Annotated in this window: 14 protein-coding genes; 5 read left to right on the top strand and 9 right to left on the bottom strand. The window is 69.1% G+C overall.

Features of this window, described 5'->3' with window-relative positions:
• Window positions 1-47: 47 nt before the first annotated feature.
• Window positions 48-593: a TetR/AcrR family transcriptional regulator gene (locus tag MUY14_RS21660; RefSeq protein ID WP_247025001.1), complete on the top strand. Its 546-nt coding sequence runs from the start codon at window positions 48-50 to the stop codon at window positions 591-593.
• A gap of 134 nt (window positions 594-727) precedes the next feature.
• Here MUY14_RS21660 and MUY14_RS21655 read toward each other — a convergent pair whose 3' ends face one another.
• Window positions 728-1,816 carry a hypothetical protein gene (locus MUY14_RS21655; RefSeq protein WP_247025000.1) on the bottom strand — a complete coding sequence of 363 codons (1,089 nt, stop codon included), beginning with the start codon at window positions 1,814-1,816 and terminating at the stop codon, window positions 728-730.
• A gap of 382 nt (window positions 1,817-2,198) precedes the next feature.
• On the opposite strand from MUY14_RS21655, the gene MUY14_RS21650 reads away from it, so the two are divergent.
• Complete coding sequence (locus MUY14_RS21650) at window positions 2,199-3,479, top strand: hypothetical protein (RefSeq protein WP_247024999.1); 1,281 nt, start codon at window positions 2,199-2,201, stop codon at window positions 3,477-3,479.
• A 623-nt stretch (window positions 3,480-4,102) separates the two neighbouring features.
• On the opposite strand, the gene MUY14_RS21645 is transcribed toward MUY14_RS21650, so the two are convergent.
• The 4 genes from MUY14_RS21645 to MUY14_RS21630 form a co-directional block, all read right to left on the bottom strand.
• The gene (locus MUY14_RS21645; protein ID WP_247024998.1) at window positions 4,103-5,626 is read right to left on the bottom strand and encodes a trypsin-like serine protease; all 1,524 of its coding nucleotides are present in this window, start codon (window positions 5,624-5,626) and stop codon (window positions 4,103-4,105) included.
• A 295-nt stretch (window positions 5,627-5,921) separates the two neighbouring features.
• Window positions 5,922-7,265: a lipopolysaccharide assembly protein LapB gene (locus MUY14_RS21640; RefSeq protein ID WP_247024997.1), complete on the bottom strand. Its 1,344-nt coding sequence runs from the start codon at window positions 7,263-7,265 to the stop codon at window positions 5,922-5,924.
• Window positions 7,262-8,962, bottom strand: a complete 1,701-nt coding sequence (locus MUY14_RS21635; protein WP_247024996.1) for an NB-ARC domain-containing protein — start codon at window positions 8,960-8,962, stop codon at window positions 7,262-7,264. Before MUY14_RS21635 ends, MUY14_RS21640 begins: the two co-directional genes overlap by 4 nt.
• Window positions 8,963-9,082: 120 nt before the next feature.
• Window positions 9,083-9,430, bottom strand: coding sequence for a hypothetical protein (locus MUY14_RS21630; RefSeq protein ID WP_247024995.1), 348 nt, complete (start codon window positions 9,428-9,430; stop codon window positions 9,083-9,085).
• 536 nt (window positions 9,431-9,966) lie between these two features.
• Between MUY14_RS21630 and MUY14_RS21625 the strand changes: the two genes are divergently transcribed.
• Window positions 9,967-12,615 (top strand): NB-ARC domain-containing protein, encoded by a 2,649-nt coding sequence (locus MUY14_RS21625; protein ID WP_247024994.1) that lies wholly within the window; start codon window positions 9,967-9,969, stop codon window positions 12,613-12,615.
• A 19-nt stretch (window positions 12,616-12,634) separates the two neighbouring features.
• On the opposite strand, the gene MUY14_RS21620 is transcribed toward MUY14_RS21625, so the two are convergent.
• Together MUY14_RS21620 and MUY14_RS21615 are read right to left on the bottom strand one after the other, a co-directional pair.
• On the bottom strand, window positions 12,635-13,573 hold the full coding sequence (locus MUY14_RS21620) for an NAD-dependent epimerase/dehydratase family protein (RefSeq protein ID WP_247024993.1): 939 nt from the start codon (window positions 13,571-13,573) through the stop codon (window positions 12,635-12,637).
• A 7-nt stretch (window positions 13,574-13,580) separates the two neighbouring features.
• Complete coding sequence (locus tag MUY14_RS21615; RefSeq protein WP_247024992.1) at window positions 13,581-14,573, bottom strand: YafY family protein; 993 nt, start codon at window positions 14,571-14,573, stop codon at window positions 13,581-13,583.
• A 56-nt stretch (window positions 14,574-14,629) separates the two neighbouring features.
• Between MUY14_RS21615 and MUY14_RS21610 the strand changes: the two genes are divergently transcribed.
• Window positions 14,630-16,321 (top strand): MFS transporter, encoded by a 1,692-nt coding sequence (locus tag MUY14_RS21610; RefSeq protein WP_247024991.1) that lies wholly within the window; start codon window positions 14,630-14,632, stop codon window positions 16,319-16,321.
• A 234-nt stretch (window positions 16,322-16,555) separates the two neighbouring features.
• On the opposite strand, the gene MUY14_RS21605 is transcribed toward MUY14_RS21610, so the two are convergent.
• Window positions 16,556-17,509 (bottom strand): NADP-dependent oxidoreductase, encoded by a 954-nt coding sequence (locus tag MUY14_RS21605; RefSeq protein ID WP_247024990.1) that lies wholly within the window; start codon window positions 17,507-17,509, stop codon window positions 16,556-16,558.
• Window positions 17,510-17,602: 93 nt separating this feature from the next.
• Here MUY14_RS21605 and MUY14_RS21600 point away from each other — a divergent pair, with 93 nt between their 5' ends.
• Window positions 17,603-18,178: a TetR/AcrR family transcriptional regulator gene (locus MUY14_RS21600; protein ID WP_247024989.1), complete on the top strand. Its 576-nt coding sequence runs from the start codon at window positions 17,603-17,605 to the stop codon at window positions 18,176-18,178.
• A 205-nt stretch (window positions 18,179-18,383) separates the two neighbouring features.
• On the opposite strand, the gene MUY14_RS21595 is transcribed toward MUY14_RS21600, so the two are convergent.
• Entirely contained in the window at window positions 18,384-18,569 is a 186-nt protein-coding gene (locus MUY14_RS21595) for a hypothetical protein (protein ID WP_247024988.1), read from the bottom strand.
• Between the last annotated feature and the right edge of the window lie 37 nt (window positions 18,570-18,606).

Below are 18,606 nucleotides of genomic sequence, written 5' to 3'. Positions count from 1 at the left end.
GATGTACGCGTGAGCCGGCTCGCCGTCCGGGCGGGCGCACTGCCCGGGTGCGGCACCGGATTCTCGAGGCCACCGCCGAGCTGATCGCCCGCGACGGGATCGGCGGGTTGCGCTACGACGAGGTCGCCGAGCTGGCCGAGGTCAACAAGACCAGCGTCTACCGCAACTGGCCCGATCGGACCGCGCTGGTCACCGACGCGCTCGCGGCCTTCGGTGCCGATGCCGCGCCGCTGCACGATTCCGGCGACATCGATGCCGACCTCGCCGGCTTTCTCGAAGCTCTCGCCGCCGCGACCGCGAGCCCGCAGGGCCGGGCTCTGCTGACCGTGGTGGCCTCGGCCCGGGAAGACCCCGAGCTGCGGGCCGTCGTCGACGAGGTCTTCGAACGGCGTCTCGGTGCGCTCGACCGCCGGCTGCAGGTGGCGATCGAGCGTGGTGAGCTGCCCCCGGTCGAGAGCTCCTTCGTCGCCGAGTTGCTCGCCGGGCCGGTCCAGCTGTTCGTTACCCGAGGGGCCCGTGCGTTCACCCGTGCCGACGCCGTCCGGGTGACCGGCGTCGTGCTCGCCGGCATCCGGGCCACCCACAGCGCGTGACACCGGGTGTCCTGGCGCCGGACCCGGTGATGGTCGCCGATCCTGAAAGGACTTCGGATGCTCACCCGTGGTGAATGGCCGGGAGCGCCCGGCGGCACGGTCCGCCTGCGGATTTCCGGCGGCGGAGTGTTCGCTCAGGCGTACCGGGTCGGCCTGGGAAACGGGGCGGTCATCGTGGCGGAGAGTGCCGCTTCGAAGTCGGGCGGTGGTGTCCATCGCGGTGGCCCTGCGGCCGGAATGGGCTCGCCGCGCGCGGCTTGGCACAGCGAGTACTGCGCGAACGTGACGAGGGCGTGAGTTTCCGGGCCGGGATCGCGTAGCTGCCGCAGCGCGGTGCGGTACCGCTCGGCGAGTCCGGCGTCCTTGACGAGGTGCAGCAGCGGGTCGTCGCCGTCGGGCAGCCTCGCCTCACGCGTGAAGCTCGTCAGCCGGCGCAGCATGAACACCGCGACGGCTTCGCCGGTGAGCTGGTCGGTGATCTCCTGGACGTCGTCGGGGTCGTAGACGTCGATCGCTTGGGTGTTCCCGTTCCGGGCGGCGGCCCGGGGCACGAAGGCATCGCATCGGACGCCGAGTTCGTCCGCGATCACGGGCACGTCGTCGGCGGGGACTTCCCACACCGCGGCGACTTGCGTGCGCCGCCACCAGCGGTCGCGGGTGGGATTGACGCGGTCGACGACCTTCCGGCGTTCGACCTCGACGCCCGGCAGGCTGCTCAGCCACTCCGCCAGGGTCCGGGCGTCCACGTCGATCCGCTCGGCGCCCCGGACGGTCTCGTCCGCCGTGCGGACCTCCACTTCGACACCGGCGGGGGCGGCGAGCTTCACGTGTTCGATGACGGCGATCGACCGCAACGCACTGGTTCGCGTCGCCCCGGACAGCCGCTTGACGAGCACCCGCGCCGGGTTCAGCTCGATCCACCGCGCGTCGGAACGCAGGCTCCACGGCATGGCGACCGACAGCACCAGACCGAGCGCAGCGAGGACGCCGCCGAGCACCAGGGCGGTGTGCCCCATCGTGGTCCACCCGAAGAAGACGGCCACCACGGGCAGGACCACGAAGGCGAGCAGCGGGCCGGCCACCGCGAACGGGATGGCCAGGCTGCCGGCCCACGTCTTGGTCAGCAGGCGCGTGACGCGCGGCACGAACACCAGCCGCACCGCTCCGGACGACGTCGTCACCACCGGGCGCAGCTCCTCGGGAACGGCTGAGGAAACGTCCACCGGCATCTCCCTCGATCGGGGCCACGGGTCGCCAGATTACCTCGATCACCCCGGTCCGTTGCCGAATTCCGGGTGCGGGCAACGGCTCCGTCAGTACAAGACGTGACGCGCGGCGAGCCGGTCGCGGGGAACGTGGCCTTGCTCGGACTGCGGCGCCATTCCGGTCGCAGCGTCGCCCGCGGCCCGGCACTCGGGTGCTCGACCTGGCCTGCGGCCCGGGCGAGCTGCTGTGCACCGGGGACCGCTACGTCGCGGCTCAATGGCTCAACACCCGCCGCCGGCCGGACGCCCATCCCGGTGCGCCCGGCGGACGACCGATCAGCAGCACAAGAGTGGGTTATTCGCTGGCCGCAGGACGGGCGTCGGCTCACACTGGCGGACGATGACCGACGACACGGACGCGGGGAGCGACCACTGGTACTACGCGCCCGCCAAGACGTTGCGGGGAGCTCTGCAACGCGGCTGTGGTGCGGCCGGCGCATGGGTTGCGGCTCATCCGGTCGCACCGGAACTCGTGGTGGACTGCGTGCGCCGGCACTACCGGTGGGACCGGCAGGTCGACGAGCGGACGGTGTATCTCGTCCGGCTGGCCCTCGACGTCGAGGTGTCCATCGACCCCATCGTCGACCAGCTCTGGCGAGCTGGGCGGAACACCGGCTACGACGGCAACCGGTTCGGCCAGAGCGTCGAGGTACTGGCTGCCCTTGCCCGGACGGGCGTTACCGCGGCGGCGGACGCTTTGCGCCAGTACGTGTGTGAGGGTGAACGGTGGGTCGAGGTCCTGCAGGCCGTGGCCGGCCACTGGCCCGGCGAATGGTGGGACGACCTCGCTCCGATCGTTGCCGGCCGTGCGGCGAACGCCTCGCCGGAGGACGTCTTCCCCGGTCGGGAACCATGGTCGAGGTGGGCGGGCAGCGACCGCCGGATCGACGTTCTGATCCAGCGTGCCCGACCGTCGGTCGACTGGCGGTGCCCGAGTCTGCCCCATCGCGGCGCTCCGGTCTCCGGGTTGCTCAGCCTGCTCGCGGATCCGGATGCCTCCTCCGAGACGCTCTCGGCGGTGCTGCACGAGTTCGCGCGGCACCGCGATCCGGAGCGGCGGTTGCTCGACGTCGCCGACCAGTTGGCCGCCCGCCCGGACGCCCGGGCGATCGGATCGGTCCACGCGCTCACGAAACTGGGTCCGCAGACCGTGAGGCATGCTCGCCAATGGGCCCGCAGCCCGTCCCATCCACTGTGGTGGAGAGCGGTGGTAATGCTTACCGAACACGGTGATGCTGCCGACGTTCCCGCACTACTGGACGCCCTCGACCGGCTGGACAGTGACAAAGACGAATGGTGTGGCTACGACGACCTGGCTCGCGGGTTCGCACGCTTGGGTGTCACGGAGTCCGCGCCACGGCTTCGCTGGCTGTGGCGCCAGAGTCCGCACTCTTACGAACGGGCCGCCTATGTGAACGCGTTGCTGACGCTGGATCCTGACAGCACAAGGCAATGGCTGCCCGATGCGCTCGCAGACTGCGAGGGCGGCGTCCGGGTGGTGGCCGCACGACACGCGCCGCTCACCGGCGAGGTCCGCCGACAGCTCGGCCGGCTGCGTGATTCTCTTATTGAGAACGCGGACGTGCGAGAGGCCGCCGCCGAGCGGCTCGCCTCGGCGTAGGCGATCACTGCACTGGTGGCGGCACCCCGACGCCGCAGTCGTCAGTGTCCGCTCCGCGGCACGAGCGGGTGTCGGCCTGTCGGTGTGCAGCCGCCACACAGCCCGACGACCCGCCACTTCGGGCTCGGCGAGATCCAAAAGACGCGGAGGCGCCAGGTACGCCGCCAGGATGTAGTTCGGGTGCCGGTCGAGGTTGTTGCGGGCGCGGTCGTAGCGCGAGAATCATCCAGAAGAGATAGGGAAGTCGGGCCGGCTGCCCGTGGAGGGGGCTTCGACGGCGCGGTGAGCTCCGATTCGGGCGTGACGTGCGGGATTCATCCCCGGCGGCCGATCCCGGTCAGGTCAGGCTCACCGACACGCCGGTCTGTCCGGTGGGGACTTTGCCGTGATGCGGAATCGCTGTGCCACTTCGACGGCAGAGCCGTCTCGGAGGGTGATGATCCCCAGGGTGAGTGGGCCGTTGAGGCCCTTGCCGCCGGAGAACCGGCCTTTGAGGACAGTGCCATTCCTGGCGCCGATCTGTTCTGCCACAACGGCGGATCCCGGCGACTCCTCCGGCCGGTAGCCCGTGATCGCAAGGGCCCGCGCCATCGGCTCGGCGCGGGCCCTTGCGATCGCCGCGGCTATTGGCTCAATTCGGTCCAGGGACCTTGCAGATTGCCGTCCTTGACCGAGATTCGTCCGTCTCGGACGACGGCGATCCTCGGGCCGGTGATGCCGAACGCCGTGGTCCGGTCGGCCTCGGCGAACCAGCTCGCGTTCGCCGACTGGTCGTCCTTGACCTGGACGACGCCGTTCGCCAGCAGGAGACCGATGCGCGCGCCGTCGATGTCGACCTTGGTCACCGCGCCGTCCTGCGGATCCCACTGGGTGCTCCAGCCGCCGAACAGGTCGCCGTCCTTCAGCAGGGCGAATCCGTCGCGGAGGACGGCGATCCGGCTCCCGGACAGGTCGAACCCCGTGACACGGTCGGCTTGGTCGGTCCACGGCGAGCGGGCAGCGTCGTCCCTCACGCGCAGGTGCTGGTCGGCGGTGAGGACGCCGACGCGCGCGCCGTCGACACCGACCGCGGTGGCCGCCCCGGACCGGGCGTCCCATTCGGTCGTCCAGCTCCCCTGGAGGTTGCCCTCCTTGAGGTACGCCGAACCGTCCCGCACGGCGGCGACCCGGTCGCCGGACAGGGCGAAGTCGGTGACGGCGTCCGATTCGCGGACCCAGCCGAGAGCCGGCACGTTGTCGTCCTTGACCCACAGGTCACCGTTCGCCAGCAGGACGCCGATGCGGGCACCTTCTGCGCGCAGCTTCGTCACCGCACCGGAGCGGGCGTCCCACAGCAGGGACCAGGCTCGGTCGCTCACGTCGTTCAGCAGGTACGCGGAGCCGTTCTGCAGCCGGGCGATCCGGCCACCGGTCAGCGAAACATCGGTGACGCGGGTGATCTGCCCGACCCAGCCCGTCACGTCGTCGACGCGGACAGCGGTGGTGCCCTGCCGGGTTTCCGTCTCGCCGAGGCAGCCGTGCTGCCACGACGCGCTGCTGACGGCAGCCAGCTCGACCCGGCCACCGCTCTCCCGCACCACCGGGCCACCGGCGTCGCCCTTGCAGGTGTCGGCCCCGCCGTCTCCGGCGAGCGCCGTCGTCGTGGCGGCAGCGGACGTCACCGCGAAGGTCGCGGTGTGCAATCTGCTGGGCACCCACTCGGTTGCGGTCCGCCCGTAACCCGCGACGCGCAGCTTCTCACCGGCGGCCGGCGGGGTGGCGGCGAGTGCGGCCGGCTCGACGTCGGTGACCGCGTCGGCGAGCTTCGCGAGCGCGAGATCGCGGTCGCCGCGCACCGCGACCGCGGAGACCGTGGTCTGGTACCCGCTGGTGCCGTTCAGATCGGTGCGGCCGACGATCGCCGTGACGGCGGTCGCCGGCGCCCCGCCGTCGGCCGTGCCGGGAAAGCAGCTCGCGGTGGTGAGCACCCAGTTCGGCGCGACGAGCACACCGCTGCAGGCCCGGCTGCTCGAGGTGAGCTTCGCGGCAAAGGCGTAGGCACCGTCGACGGCGGGCGCGCCTCCGGAGACGGCCTGCGCCGGAACGGCAGTGCCGAGCCCACCGAGGACGACCGCGCCGACGAGCAGCGCGGGTTTGAGACAACGCATCGATCCCCCCTTGGATCTTCGATGCCGGATTCGGACCGGCACGACAATCTTGTCGATCGAAGCGGGAGTGTCAGCGTGATAATGCTCTCTGTAACGAATGACGAGCCCGGGACGAGTAGCCGGCGCGGAAAAGCGGTGGGTGGGGAGGAGGCGAACGGACCGCATCGCCCTGGCTTGGCCTGCCCGCGACCCTGGTCGTCGATCAACCCGGTGCTGAGTTCGGGCTCCGTGCCTGGTCCCCACTCGCCCTCGACGCGTGCCCGAAGGACTCCTCCGCGCGGACTTCGGCGTTGCTTCAAGAACGTTCTTCGGAAGCGCGTTCCTGAAAAGCCGGCCGGACTCGGCTCCACAAGCGGTCGGTCGGTACCGCGTCGTGCAGCGGGCATGGGCAGGATATGGGCGGTCCCTCGGCAGGAGGTGCGGCTCGGCTGGACGCACGTGAGCGCATCTGGCGGATCAGCCAGCCCCAACCGCCGAGTTCACGCGATGTCGCCAGGCGCGCCGCACGGATGACCGTTCGCGCGGCCGCCCATGGTTTGGTGCGGAGCTGCACGATCACCAGCTGGCTGAGGAACAGCAGCTCACCGCGGACGAAGTTGTCCCGCCGTGCCGACTCGGTCGCCCTGCTCAGCAGGAATTCGGCACGATCGAGGTCGCCGTCGGTGCGGGCGAGACGGGCCAAGGCGGCGTCGAGTTGTGCTTCGGCGCTGCTGCGCTGGCGGACGGTGTGGAAGATCCGTCCGGCTTCCTCGAAGTGGGACATCCCTTGCTCTCGCTCGCCGCGACTGACCAGGATCTCGCCGACGCGCAGGTGGAAGAAGCCGACCTGTGTCCCTTCGACCGCCACGGCCTCCTTGATGCGTTCGGCGAGCACCAGGCAAGCGAGCGCCTTTTCGTGGTGGCCCCTCGAGAGTTCGATCCGCCCGGTGAAGTGCAAAGCGACTGCCGTGGCGAGGTGGTCATCCGCGGATGCGAGCTCGCTCGGCGGGGTCACCGCTTGCCGGAAACACTCCATGGCGCGATCTTCATCGCGGTAGAAGTACGCCGTTCCCCGCGCCGCGGCGAGCTGCCGACGGAACGGATGCCGGGGCGAACCCGCGATCATCGCGTCACAGCGGTCGAGGATCAGGTGTGCGGTGCCGTAGTCGCTGATGTCGATGCAGAACAGTGCTTTGACCCGAAGTGCTCGAAGTCGCTCGTCGTCGTCCCTGGCCTCGGTGACGGCCCGGTCGATCAGAGCGACTCGTCGTGCGCTGCCGACCGACGCGGATGCGCTGTAGCGCGCGCACTCCAACAGGATGTCCACAGTGGATTGACCGTTATCGTGCAACACCGTGGCGACCTGCTCGATGAGCCGGAGAAACTGCGCGTCTTCGGGAAATTCTCCGTCGCGTCCGAGGTTGGTGACCACCTGCACGAGTCGTTCGGTGAAGGTCGCCAGTGATCCGTCCGGAACCCCGACGTCGCGCTCGTGGGCACTGCGGAGGACGGCGAAGTAGCTGTTCATGCTCAACGGTGTATGCCGGTTCTCCACGTAGGCGCGCAGCTCGCGGGCGTAGACGACCAGCGCTCGCTCCGCGCAGCGGTCGGCCTGCCGGCGCAGCCGAGCGCGCATCGTCGCTTCGGCGGCCGCGGTCACGGCAGACCGCAGGTGAAGTCGTAGAGCAGGCTGTGGATGGTGTAGCCCCGGTCCAAGGTGGCTTCCGATGCGTCACCGAACGAGGTGATGAGGGACAGCTGGCACGCGGTGGACAGAACCGCGCCGAACCCGTCCTCGTCGTCGATGCCCGAAACCTCCCCGAGCTCGGCGAACCGGAACGCGTCACCGCGCCCTTTGACGCAGAACGCACCCAGCAGGGCGTCGGCGAACTCCTCGCCGTGCCTGCGTTCCAGTTCGCGCAGGGACTCGACGTAGAGGTACGAGCGAACCTGAGCGGCCAGGTCCGGCGCGGCCTCGTCGCGCAGCTCGCGCAACCGGTGCAGTACCTGGTCGAGCGGGTGATGGCTGGACAAGTACTGCCGGACGGCGAGCCTGATGAGGAACGGCGTCCCACCGGTGACGTCCAGCACCGGCTGCAGAGCCGAGTCGGGGGCGGATCGCAGGCCCGGATCGTTCGCCCCGATGTGGCGGACCAATGCCAGCGCATCAGCGGAACTCAGCGGCGAAACGCGGTGCTCACGCACCGTGTCGACGTGCGGCGTCAGTTCCCAGCGGGTGGTGACCACCAGCCGGTGCGGGTTGGTGATGCCGAAACGGCGAAGCTGCTGTACCGCGTCCGTCGCGTCCGGGACGGTCTCGAGGTTGTCCACCACGACCAGTAGCCGCTCGCCCGGGTCGAGTCCGGCCACGCGCCGGCCGAACTCCGCGCTCCAGAGCGCTCGGCTCGGTCCGAGGTCCAAGCCGAGCTGTGTGGCGATCTCCAGTTGGAGATCGGACCAATAGGTGACTCGATAGGGCTCACTTCCGGAGTTCCCCGCTCCGCTGTGCGGCTTCGTCGCCGACACCCACGCCACCCGGGTGAACCCGCCGGAGCCGACGGCGGCCTGCACCGCCTCGTAGCTGATCGCGGTCTTGCCGACGCCTCCCTCGCCGACGACGCTCACGACGTCGTCGCCACGTTCGTTCATGATCGCGGCGGTCACCGCGTCGACGGTGTCCCGCGCACCGAACAGCTTGTCGTGGTTGACGTAGGCGTGGCGTCTCCAATCAGCAGCCGGCCGCTGCGGCATCCGCCGGGACACCGACTCGGACGCTTCGGCGGGGAACAGCCGAACCCACACCGGCGCTGTCGTCTCCTTGACCGTCACTTCATCCGCGGTGAACCGGGCACTGACGCGTGGTTCGAGGTGGCGGACCACCTCGTCCTGGATCCACGCCGAAACGACCAGCACCACCGACGCATCCGATTTCGCCAGCAGCACCCTCACCCGCGATGCGTCCAGCATCCGAAACGCGTGCACGATTGCTGAACCGGCCACGCCGTGGGCGTCGAAAGTGACCTCGCCGGCGTGCACGGCCATCCGCATCCGCATCGCCGCACCGGGCTCGGCAGCCTCGTTGTGCCGGGCGAGCGCGTCGGCCAATGCTCTCGGCAGGAGGTCCACCAGCGTCGACTTGGGCACCTCGGGCGGCACCAGCACCAGAACGCCGTCACCGCTGTCGTCGACGTGGCATGAAGACAAGTCCGCACCCGCGGTGCCGAACGCCTCTCGAAGGGCTTGGTGCATCCCGGTTCGCACTTCGAGCCGATCGGCATCGGTGCGCCTGCGGGCACCGAACCCCTCGATGTCCACTGCGACGATCGACCGGTGCACGGCCTTGCCGTCATGTGCCACGACACCTCACCAGAAAGCTCGACTCCTGACGGACAAGACGGTCGTGTCCGGCGGCCCCTGCTTGGTCGGTGAGTCCGGACGTCCACGACAACCCCATCGTCGCAGCAGGCACCTGAGCTGTTACTGCGTTCGTGAACTCTTCACCAGAGAGGACCGCACCTCGGCGAGTGGCTCGCCGGTGCTCGCGATGGTGTCGGCGATGTGGTGCTCGCCTCCGCCGTCCCCGGAAAGGCCGGGCGACGCGCCATGGAGAACTGCCGCCGTGCGGTGGCTGAGGACCAGGCGGCCGCGCAGTTTCGCGAGTCCGTCGAATCTCGGTTGATCCTCGATGTCGCCACGCACCCGCCGGACGACCACGACGCGCGTGCACGAGTCGGCGTAGTCGCCGCCCGTGAGCTGTGTTCTCTCTCGTCGAAACTCCGATATTTTCTGGTCGGCTTCAGCTTCACTGAAACAATTGCCGTACATCTACCTTGATTTTCGGTAGTGCAAAAACTGACCAAGTTGCCTAATTCGAGGTCCAGGGTTGCCGGGGTGGTACGGAGGGCGGTGGATCAGTTACTCGTTGTCATTGACGGGAGGGCTGCTAGGTCCCCTGTTGGGGTGGTGACATGCTCCGTTGGACGTGTCGCCGGCGCCAAAAATCCGGCAGGGTGGGCGAAAAGTGGACAACGGGCAACACGTTCGGTCCAGGTCTTTCTAGTCCGAACGGGGTAATTTGCGACGTCCGGCTTGTCGTGAACGTTAACGTAACGCTTCACTGCGATGACGTGCATATTCGTGCGGAGCGCCGGCGTGGGAACGGTGGTCGGCAGGCTGAAGTTGGCGTAGCTTTATTCTAGGAACGCCCTTGTTGTCGCCGCAGGGGTGCGGTTGCTGACAGTGAGTTGACGTTCGCGGGGGGTGAACGGATTGACTATTCGTGCGAAGAGCGTGACTTCGGATTTTCCAAAGCTTACTGAATCTGGTTCGAGTCGTCTGGTGCTGGGCGCCTCATGACAGCTGTGCGATTCGATGTGCTGGGACCCCTGAAGATACGCCGGGAAAATGTGCTGTTGCCGGTCACGGGGCTGAAAAGCAGAACGATCATCGCTTGCCTGGCGCTCAATCCCGATGAGCTCATCGACATACAGACACTTCTCAACGCCGGTTGGGAGAGTCCGCCGCCGCGCAGTGCCGTGCACCAGGTCCGCAAAATCGTGTCAACACTTCGCTCCAACCTCGGGGAGGGCTGGGACACGATCGCCACGTTTCGCGAGGGGTACATGCTCAAGCCCCCGCCGGAGCTGTCCGATGTCGTCCAGTTCACCCGCCTGTACGCGCAGGCGATGGCGAATCCGATGGCCACCGATGAAGATCTCAGCCGCGCGTACAAGGCTCTTGCTCTCTGGCGGGGCAGGCCTTGCGAAGGTTCCGAGCCGCGGGGAAGTGACAGCCGCATCGCGGAACTGCTGGCGCAGCACCGTGCCCTTCTCGACCGCACTCTCAGGGCCTTCGGCGAGCGCGGACGCTGCGACGAGCTGCTGGCCGTCGTGCAGACCGCTTCGCGCATCCACGCCGATCTGCCGGACCCGTTGGTGGGTGACAAGCCGGCGGACTCGCCGACGTTTCCCGAGCAAAGGTCTGCGGGAGCCACTGGGCCGACCGGCCTCGGTCGCGCCTCCGTTCGCGGTGGCGGCAGCTGGTGCCTCCCTCGTGATTTGCGTGATTTCAGCGGCAGGGCGGACGAGGTGCGCCAGCTGGTCGAGTGGCTCTCGGGTTCTCGTTCAAGCGCCGGCTTGGTGACGGTGCACGGCATGGGCGGGGTCGGCAAGTCGACGCTGGCCGTGCACGTCGCTCATCGGATCGCACCGGAGTTCCCCGACGGGCAGCTGTTCGTCAACTTGGGTGCCTCGGTGCCGTCGGCGACTTTGACGGTGCGCGACGCCGCGGGAATCCTGTTGAGCCAACTGCGTGTGCCGGACGAGGACATCCCGCCTTCCGAGCAGGGCCGTCTCGCGCGCTGGCGCGATCTGACAGCTCGGAAGCGGCTCCTGATCGTTCTTGACGACGCCGAGTCGGCGGCACAAGTCGAGTCCCTGCTCCCCGCGTCGCCGAGCGTGTGCATCACGACATCACGAGTCGACCTTCACGCGATCGATGCGCCGCACTACCTGCGCCTCGAGGTCCCGCCGGACCACGACTGCATCGCGATGTTGCGGGGTATGCTGGGCGACCGGCGCGTCGACGAGGAACGGGAACAGGCGCTCGAACTCATTCGCCGTTTCGGCAACCTCCCCCTCGCGCTGCGACTGGCGGCGGCACGGCTGACGACCCGGGAATTCGGCACGCTGAGCGAGCTGTTGCTGGCCCTGGCCCAGTCCGCCTCTCCGGCGGACGACCTCGAAGTCCCTGGCCGGAGCCTCGTCGAATCCTTGAACATGTCGCTGAACTCGCTGGACGGGACGGATCTCGGTGCGTTCCTCCGGTTGTGCCTCCTACCGGCGCCGGAGTTCGACGAAGCGGCGGTCGCGGCCGGGCTGGGAAAGGACCTCGACTCCGCCCGGCGGGTGTGCCGGCGCCTGACGGATCGGGCCCTGCTTCAGAGAGTGGCCGCGGGCGCCTACCGCATCCACTCGCAACTCGCCGAAGCGGCGCGTGCGCACATCCCCAGCCGTGTGCGGGTGGAAGAGCAACGCCGGGTGGTGGCCGACGCCATGACGTACTACGGGGCCGCCTTCGGACTGGACGATTCCGGTCGATCGAGTTCCTCGTCCATCCCGAGATCGGATGTGCTCTTCGCGACGGTGCGGCGATCTTCCGAACTGGCGGGCCAGTTGGGTCTGCTCCCCGGCTTCGCCGAGCTCTGCCTGGCGTGGGAGCGTCCACTGACCTTGTACCTCGATGCGGAACAGCAGAAATTGGTTTGGGGACTCGCCTGCGAGGGGGCCCGGAATCACTCCGAGCCGCTGGTCCGGGGAAGGGTGCTCCTGGCCGCTGCCCGCGGCCACTGGCACGGAGGTGACGCCGCCGCCGGCCTGAAATCCGCGCGACGCGCGTGGGAGGAAGCACGCCGGGCCGACGACGATCTGCTCCGAGTCCACACTCTTTTGTGGTACAGCTCGTTCAACTGGCTCTGCCGGGAGGTCACGACGGGAGTGAGCCACATCGCCCGCGCCAGGATGCTGCTCGAAGGATGCGGCGACGACGCGGATGAGCGGGAGATTCGTCGCCTGAGCCTCGAGATGGACTCGAACGAGGCCGCTCTCCGGGTGCAAGAGGGGCAGTTCGACCTCGCGGCCGGCCTGTGCCGAAAGGTGTTGGACGTGGCCGACATCGATCCCAGGGTCCGGATCATGGCCGGTGCCACCCTGGCCGAGAGCAGGATCGGCACCGGGCAGTACGGAGACGCTCTGATCGCGAGCTCGGCAGCGCTGCGTGAAGCGGAACGGATCAGGTCCCCCTACGGCCGGGCCCTCGTGTTGCAGCAGACGGCGGTCGCGCTGCGGGCGCTGGCGAAACCCCGGGAAGCGGTGGACGCGGCAGAGCGGGCGCTGAGCATGGCGAGCGACGTGGGATCGGTACGCCTGATCAACGAACTGACCGCTTTCCTCGATGAGGAATCCGAATTGTCCGGCTGTGAGGAGGGTTCGTCCGCGCCGGGAAAGCCCTGACCGTCCAGGGAAAAAGGGGTCAGGGCAGAGTCTCGTCGCGGACGGCTTCCCACGTGCGCCGGATGCCGTCTTCGAGGCTCGTTCGCCGCGAATCGCCGAACTCCTCGACATAGCGTGAGGTGTCGAGAACGGAGGCACGGACGAAGCTCGGCGGGGACGGCTCGTTGCGCAGCAGCAGCGTTCGGCCGGTGACGCGCTCGATGACCTCGAACACCTCGTGCAACGCGGTGCCGGTCCCGCTGCCGAGGTTGTAGGCGTCGTGCCGGTGTCCGCGCCACACGTTGAGGATCATGGTCATCAGGTCGTCGACGAACAAGTAGTCGCGGACCATGCTCCCGTCGCCGAACTGCGGCAGGACCACGCCGTCGCGGGCGGCGCGCAAAGCGATGGGGATGATGCCCTGGAGCTTGCGCGGCTTCTGCCCGGGCCCGTAGGGGTTGGAGATCCGCAACGACACCGACGGCAGGCCCCGTTGGTGGTGGAAGTACTGGAGGTAGTTCTCCAGGGAGACCTTGCCTATGCCGTGCGGCGATACGGGACTGCGCGGGCACTCTTCGCCGTGCGGGGGAGCGGAGGTTCCGTAGACCGTGCCGCCCGAGGAAGCGAAGAGGACGCGCTCGACTCCCGCGTCGGAGCAGAGCGAGAACAGCTCCACGCCGGCTGTCACGTTGGTTGCGATGTCGATGACCGGATCGTGTGCTGAGTCGCGAGGACTGGTGACGGACAGGAAGTGGAACACGTCCTGGGCTCCGGCGACAGCGGCCGCCAGACTGCTGCGGCTCATCAAGTCGCCCTGGAAGACGGTCGTGTTCTCGGACATCTCGTGCCTGGGTGTCGTGGAGTAGCGGTCGAACGCCCGGACGGTGGCTCCGAGCCGGATGAGCTGGTTGACCAGTGGTGTGCCGAGGAAGCCGTTCGCGCCGATGACGGTGACGGTTCGGCCGAGGGGATCGAACATGCGCGTGTCAGCTCCTGACCGGTCCGGTTTTGGCACTTCTGGCGAGGCGGCGGGACATCTCGCCGGCCGCCGCGGTGAGCTCCGGAGGGCCCTCGATCACGAAGTCGCAGCTGAAGGTGCACAGCAGCCCGAGTAGCCCGGCCCAGGACCACGCACCCATCGTGATCCGCGTGGTCGACTCGTCGATCACCGCCAAGTTCGCCCCGCCGGGGGCCCATTTCGCCACGAGCTCGACCGGGCAGTCCATGCGCACCGTGCCGCGGCACGGCCAGGCGTCGGAATCGTCGCCCCGGTCCGGCTGCAGCTGGATGAACGCCGTCACGTCGTCGGCGGGGAACTGCCGGGGAGTGAACCGCCAGCCCGGCACGTGGAGGTTCTCCACCCGGTCGAGCCGGTAGGAGAGCCACGACCGTTCGCGCTGGTCGTACCCGATGAAGTTCCAGCGGCCCGACCAGACCACGAGCTTGTACGGCTCGACGACAGCCGCGACGTCCTCGGCCGCGTCACCCGAACAGGCGCGGTAGGAGAAGCTCACGACCTGCAGCTGCTGCGCTGCGGTGCTCAAGCACGTCAACATTCCCGAGGGGACCTTGGGCGGGGCGAGATCCCACGCGTTGTCGATTTGATGGACCTCGAAGGTCTGCAACCTGCGGGCCAGGCGCGGTGGCATGAGGTCCTTCAGCGTGCGCAGGGCGCGGGCCGCGGCGTCGTCGAGCCCGACCACGGAGCTGGGGGCGGTCTGCAGGGCCAGCACGATCGAGATGGCTTGCTCGTCGTCGAAGACGAGGGGAGGCAGCCGCGTCCCGGGGGCGAGGCGGTACAGGCCGCCGGGGCCGCGTGCGGCTTCGACGGGGTAGCCGAGTTCCCGCAGCCGGGTGAAGTCCCGGCGGATCGTGCGGGAGGTGACGCCCAGCCGCGCGGCCAGCACGTCACCCGACCATTCACGCTGCGCTTGCAACAGGCTCAGGATGGCCAGGGTGCGGCCGGCGATGTCGGGCATGAATTCGAGGCTAGGAGGAGTAGCGGACATCCGGTGTCACGTTGTCTTGCGACTGTGTGCCCGGGCCGGGGCCGCCGGTCCGAACACCCGGCAGGCAAGTCAGCCGCACCACAACGTCGAATCGAGAAAACATGTCCGCCTCACCTCCGGCAGCTCCGGCAGCGACAAGGAATGCCTGGCTCGGCCTCGTGGCCATTTCGCTGGGCGTGTCGCTCGTCGTCGTCGATTTCACGATCGTCAACGTCATCATCCCGCCCATCGTGACCGACCTGAAAATGTCGTCACTGGGAGCTCAGTGGGTCCAAGAGATCTACGCGATCACCCTGGCCGCCTTGCTGCTGCTGGCGGGACGGCTCTCGGATGTCGTCGGCGCCCGCCGGCTGTTCCTGATCGGCACCGTGGTGTTCGGTTTGGCCGGCGTGGTGGCCGCGCTGGCGCCGACCGGTGCGATGCTGATCGGGGCGCGGCTGCTCCAGGGCATCGGCGGAGCGATCGTCCTGCCGACGTCGCTGGCGCTGCTCAATTCGACCTTCCACGGGCGCGACCGCGGCAAGGCGTTCGCGATCTGGGGTTCGACCATCGGCGCCGCCGCCGCGGTCGGCCCGTTCCTGGGCGGATGGCTCGGTGAAGCGTCGTGGCGCTGGGCCTTCGCGATCAACATCGTCGTGGTCCTCATGATCATCGTCGGAGTCCTGCGGTACCTCGCGCCGTCACCGGCGCAGCCGGCGAGTCTCGAGGTGCCGAGCGTCGTCCTGTCGGCGCTGGGGCTGGGGCTGCTCGCGTTCGGCCTGGTGGAGGGCCGCAATTACGGCTGGTGGGAGTCGACCCGGTCGAGCGGGCCGCTCGGCATCTCCCTGGGCTCGCTGTCGGTCGTTCCCGTCGCGTTGGCGATCGCCGTGATCTCGCTGACCCTGTTCGTGCTCCGCCAGCGGCAGCTCGCCCGCTCCGCGACGGCCGAACCCCTGATGGACACGGCCTTGTTCGCCATCGGGTCGTTCTGGTCGGGCAACCTGGCCACGGTCATCATCGGCCTTGCCGAGTTCGGCATCCTGGCGGTGCTGCCCTTGTGGCTGCAGTTCACGCTCGGCTACTCGACCCTGCAGACCGGCCTGATGCTCGTCGTCGTGGCGCTCGGCAGTTTCACCGCCAGCGGCGCCAGCGTCGGCATGGCGAAGCAGCTGCCGCCGGTGCGGCTCGTGCAGATCGGCCTGGTGCTGGAAATCGTCGGTCTCGCACTCCTCGGCCTGCTCGTCCGCGACGACTCCGGGTGGTTCGTCACAGCCATCGGGCTGTTCTTGTACGGGACGGGTGTGGGCTTCGCGACCGCCCAGGTCACCAACGTGGTCCTGGCCGACGTGCCGCCCCGGAAGGCCGGGCAGGGTTCGGGCATCCAGAGCGCGGCGCGCCAGCTGGGGTCGGCGCTCGGTATCGCGATCCTGACCACCGCCTTCTTCGGCATCCTCGGGTCCGACACCGCGGACCGGTTGCGGGCGGCGGGATTCGCCGACACCGACCGCGTCGCCGGAGCGGTCGCGGACAGCGCCGGCGCCGCCATTTCCGGGCTGGCGGCGAACCCCGCGACCGAAGCAGCGGCCGTTGCGGCTCGCCAGGCCATGACCTACGCGGTGCGGGTCAACAGCTATCTGTGCGCCGCGCTCCTGCTCCTCGGCCTCGTCGCGACCTTCCTGATTCCCGGAAAGCCGGGCGCACCCGGGCGAGCCGAGACCGCCGAGCCGGCGGCGCGGTAGAACCCGAGTAGGGAGGCGCCGACCCTCACGGGCGATAGCCGTGTCCGGCCCTGCGCCGGATGATCGCGTGGTTCTGGAACACATGCGGACACGTAACCGGCGACCTCGACTGTCCACTGTGGAGGAGGTGTGGAGAATTACCTTCCTGGCAGCGGAAGTGACGCCGAGGTCGTGCTCGTGGCCGCAACCCGTGAAGCCACCCTGGTGATGACGGCGTGGAGAACGTAGTCGGGTTCACCGTCGCGAGAGGTCGATGACCACCTTGCCGTGCACGTGCCGGCCGGCTTGGAGTTCGGCCGCTCCGCGGATCTGGTCGATCGGGAAGCCGGCCGCGATGGGTACCCGGAGCCGGCCTTGCGCGACCAGGCGGGCGATCTCCTCCAGGGCCCCGGGTTCGGCGTTCGCGCCGTTGGCCGCCGGTACGCCGTCGATTTGCGTGGCGATGGTGCAGATGCGGTCGCCCGGGACGCCGAGTTCCCGTGCGGTGTGCGCTGTTTCCGTGCCGTGCAGGTCGATGGCGGCGGTGATGCCGCCGGGCGCGAGGGCTCGGACCCGGTCGGCCAGGCCGTCGCCGTAAACGACCGGCTCGGCTCCGAGGTCGCGAAGGAAACCGGCCGATGCCGCCGATCCCGTGCCGAGCACGCGCGCTCCCGCGATCCGGGCCAGCTGGACCGCGAACACCCCGACCCCGCCCGCCGCGCCGCCGATCAGGACGGTGTCGGCCGGGCCAGGGGCGATCACGGTGAGAGCGGCCGATGCCGTGCGGCCGGCGATCGTGAGGGTGGCGGCGGTGCGGTCGTCGACGTCGTCGGGGGTGTGGTGGACCTCGTTCGCCGCGGTCACGCCGGTCGCGTCGACCACCACGAAGTCGGCGACCGCGCGAGACAGGGCGCCGCCGAACACCCGGTCGCCCCGGGCGAAGCCGCTCACCCCGGTGCCGACCTGGTCGACCACTCCCGCGTAGTCGGTCCCGAACCCGGCCGGGAGGCTCAAGCCGAACCGGGCGGCGGTGTCCGCGTCGGCGGTCATGATCCAGTCCATCGGGTTCAGGCCGGCCGCGGTGACCCGCACCCGGACCTGTCCCGGGCCGGCTTGCGGAGCGGGAACCTCGCGGACGTCCAGGACTTCCGGGCCGCCGAAGGAGTCGAGCTGGGCCGCCCTGCTCCTGGCTGGCGGGTGATCGCTCATGATTTCCGGTCTCCTGAGGTCGAGGGAACGCCGTGAAACGGACTATGCTCCGTTTACTCGGATGACCCTAACACAACCGGAGCGTGATCCGTTTTGGCTGAGGTGGAGGTGCGCGGACCGCGGGCGGATGCCACTCGCAACCGCGACCAGGTGCTCGCGGTGGCGACCCGCATGTTCGTGGCGGCTGACGCCGAGCCGTCGATGCGGGCGATCGCCCGCGAGGCCGGAGTCGGCATCGCCACGCTCTACCGGCACTTCCCGACCCGCGAGTCGCTGGTCGACGCGGTCTACCGCGACCAGGTCGTGCGCCTGACGACCGGCGCCCGCGAACTGCTCGGCCGGCTGCCCCCGGCCGCGGCGATGCGGCGCTGGATGGACTTGTTCGGCGACTGGATCGCGACCAAGAACGGCATGCTCGACACGCTGCTCGCGATGATCGAGTCAGGCGAGATCGCTCACGCCCGGACCCGCACCGAGCTGCTGGCGGCCATCACCACGATTCTGGATGCCGGCGGTGCGGCGGGCGATCTCCGCTCCGACGTCACCGCCGACGACATCGCGGCTTCCCTCATCGGGATTTTCACCGTGGCTCCCCGGCCCGAGCACGAAGCCAAGGCCGGTCGCCTGCTGGATCTCCTCATGGACGGCCTTCGCCCGCTGCCCGGCTGAGCCACCTCAAGTCCGGCGAGCGGGTGCGCGGTACTCGTCGGAGCCGACTTGCGCAGAAGACGTTGTGTGGAAGGGAAAAATCGCGCTGTCCCGAGGACGTCCGGCCCCAGTGGTGTGCGGGGTGTGTGCCGCCGGCCTGCTACGCGACGAACGCGTGCGGCGGCCACGCACCTTCGCGCCCGGCTCGATCAACTCGGGACGCTGTTCAAACGCGCCGCAGCGCAAGCCTCCGCGTCGCCGACAGGAGCACGGTCGCGAGCAGGACGAGGACGAGAAGCGACAACGCTAGCTTGACGTTCGCATCGGACACCGCGGCGGCCGCTGCGGCCAAGGCGAGCATGCAGATCGTCGCCCCGGTCCACAGGCGACGGACCATGATTTCCTTCGTCATGTCCGATCGCTCTTCCCGTCGCGTCAAGCTGGTCAAC

It is taken from the genome of Amycolatopsis sp. FBCC-B4732, from assembly GCF_023008405.1.
Taxonomy (GTDB): domain Bacteria; phylum Actinomycetota; class Actinomycetes; order Mycobacteriales; family Pseudonocardiaceae; genus Amycolatopsis; species Amycolatopsis pretoriensis_A.
Note: the sequence above shows the minus strand (reverse complement) of the source record. Positions and strands in the feature narration are given on the sequence as shown.

What these genes read in the sequence shown, in the direction of transcription:
- MUY14_RS21605 (WP_247024990.1), bottom strand. Translation starts at nt 17,509, where the DNA reads ATGAGCGATCACCCGCCAGCCAGGAGCAGGGCGGCCCAGCTCGACTCC.
- MUY14_RS21645 (WP_247024998.1), bottom strand. Translation starts at nt 5,626, where the DNA reads ATGCGTTGTCTCAAACCCGCGCTGCTCGTCGGCGCGGTCGTCCTCGGT.
- MUY14_RS21630 (WP_247024995.1), bottom strand. Translation starts at nt 9,430, where the DNA reads ATGTACGGCAATTGTTTCAGTGAAGCTGAAGCCGACCAGAAAATATCG.
- MUY14_RS21595 (WP_247024988.1), bottom strand. Translation starts at nt 18,569, where the DNA reads ATGACGAAGGAAATCATGGTCCGTCGCCTGTGGACCGGGGCGACGATC.
- MUY14_RS21620 (WP_247024993.1), bottom strand. Translation starts at nt 13,573, where the DNA reads ATGTTCGATCCCCTCGGCCGAACCGTCACCGTCATCGGCGCGAACGGC.
- MUY14_RS21650 (WP_247024999.1), top strand. Translation starts at nt 2,199, where the DNA reads ATGACCGACGACACGGACGCGGGGAGCGACCACTGGTACTACGCGCCC.
- MUY14_RS21615 (WP_247024992.1), bottom strand. Translation starts at nt 14,573, where the DNA reads ATGCCCGACATCGCCGGCCGCACCCTGGCCATCCTGAGCCTGTTGCAA.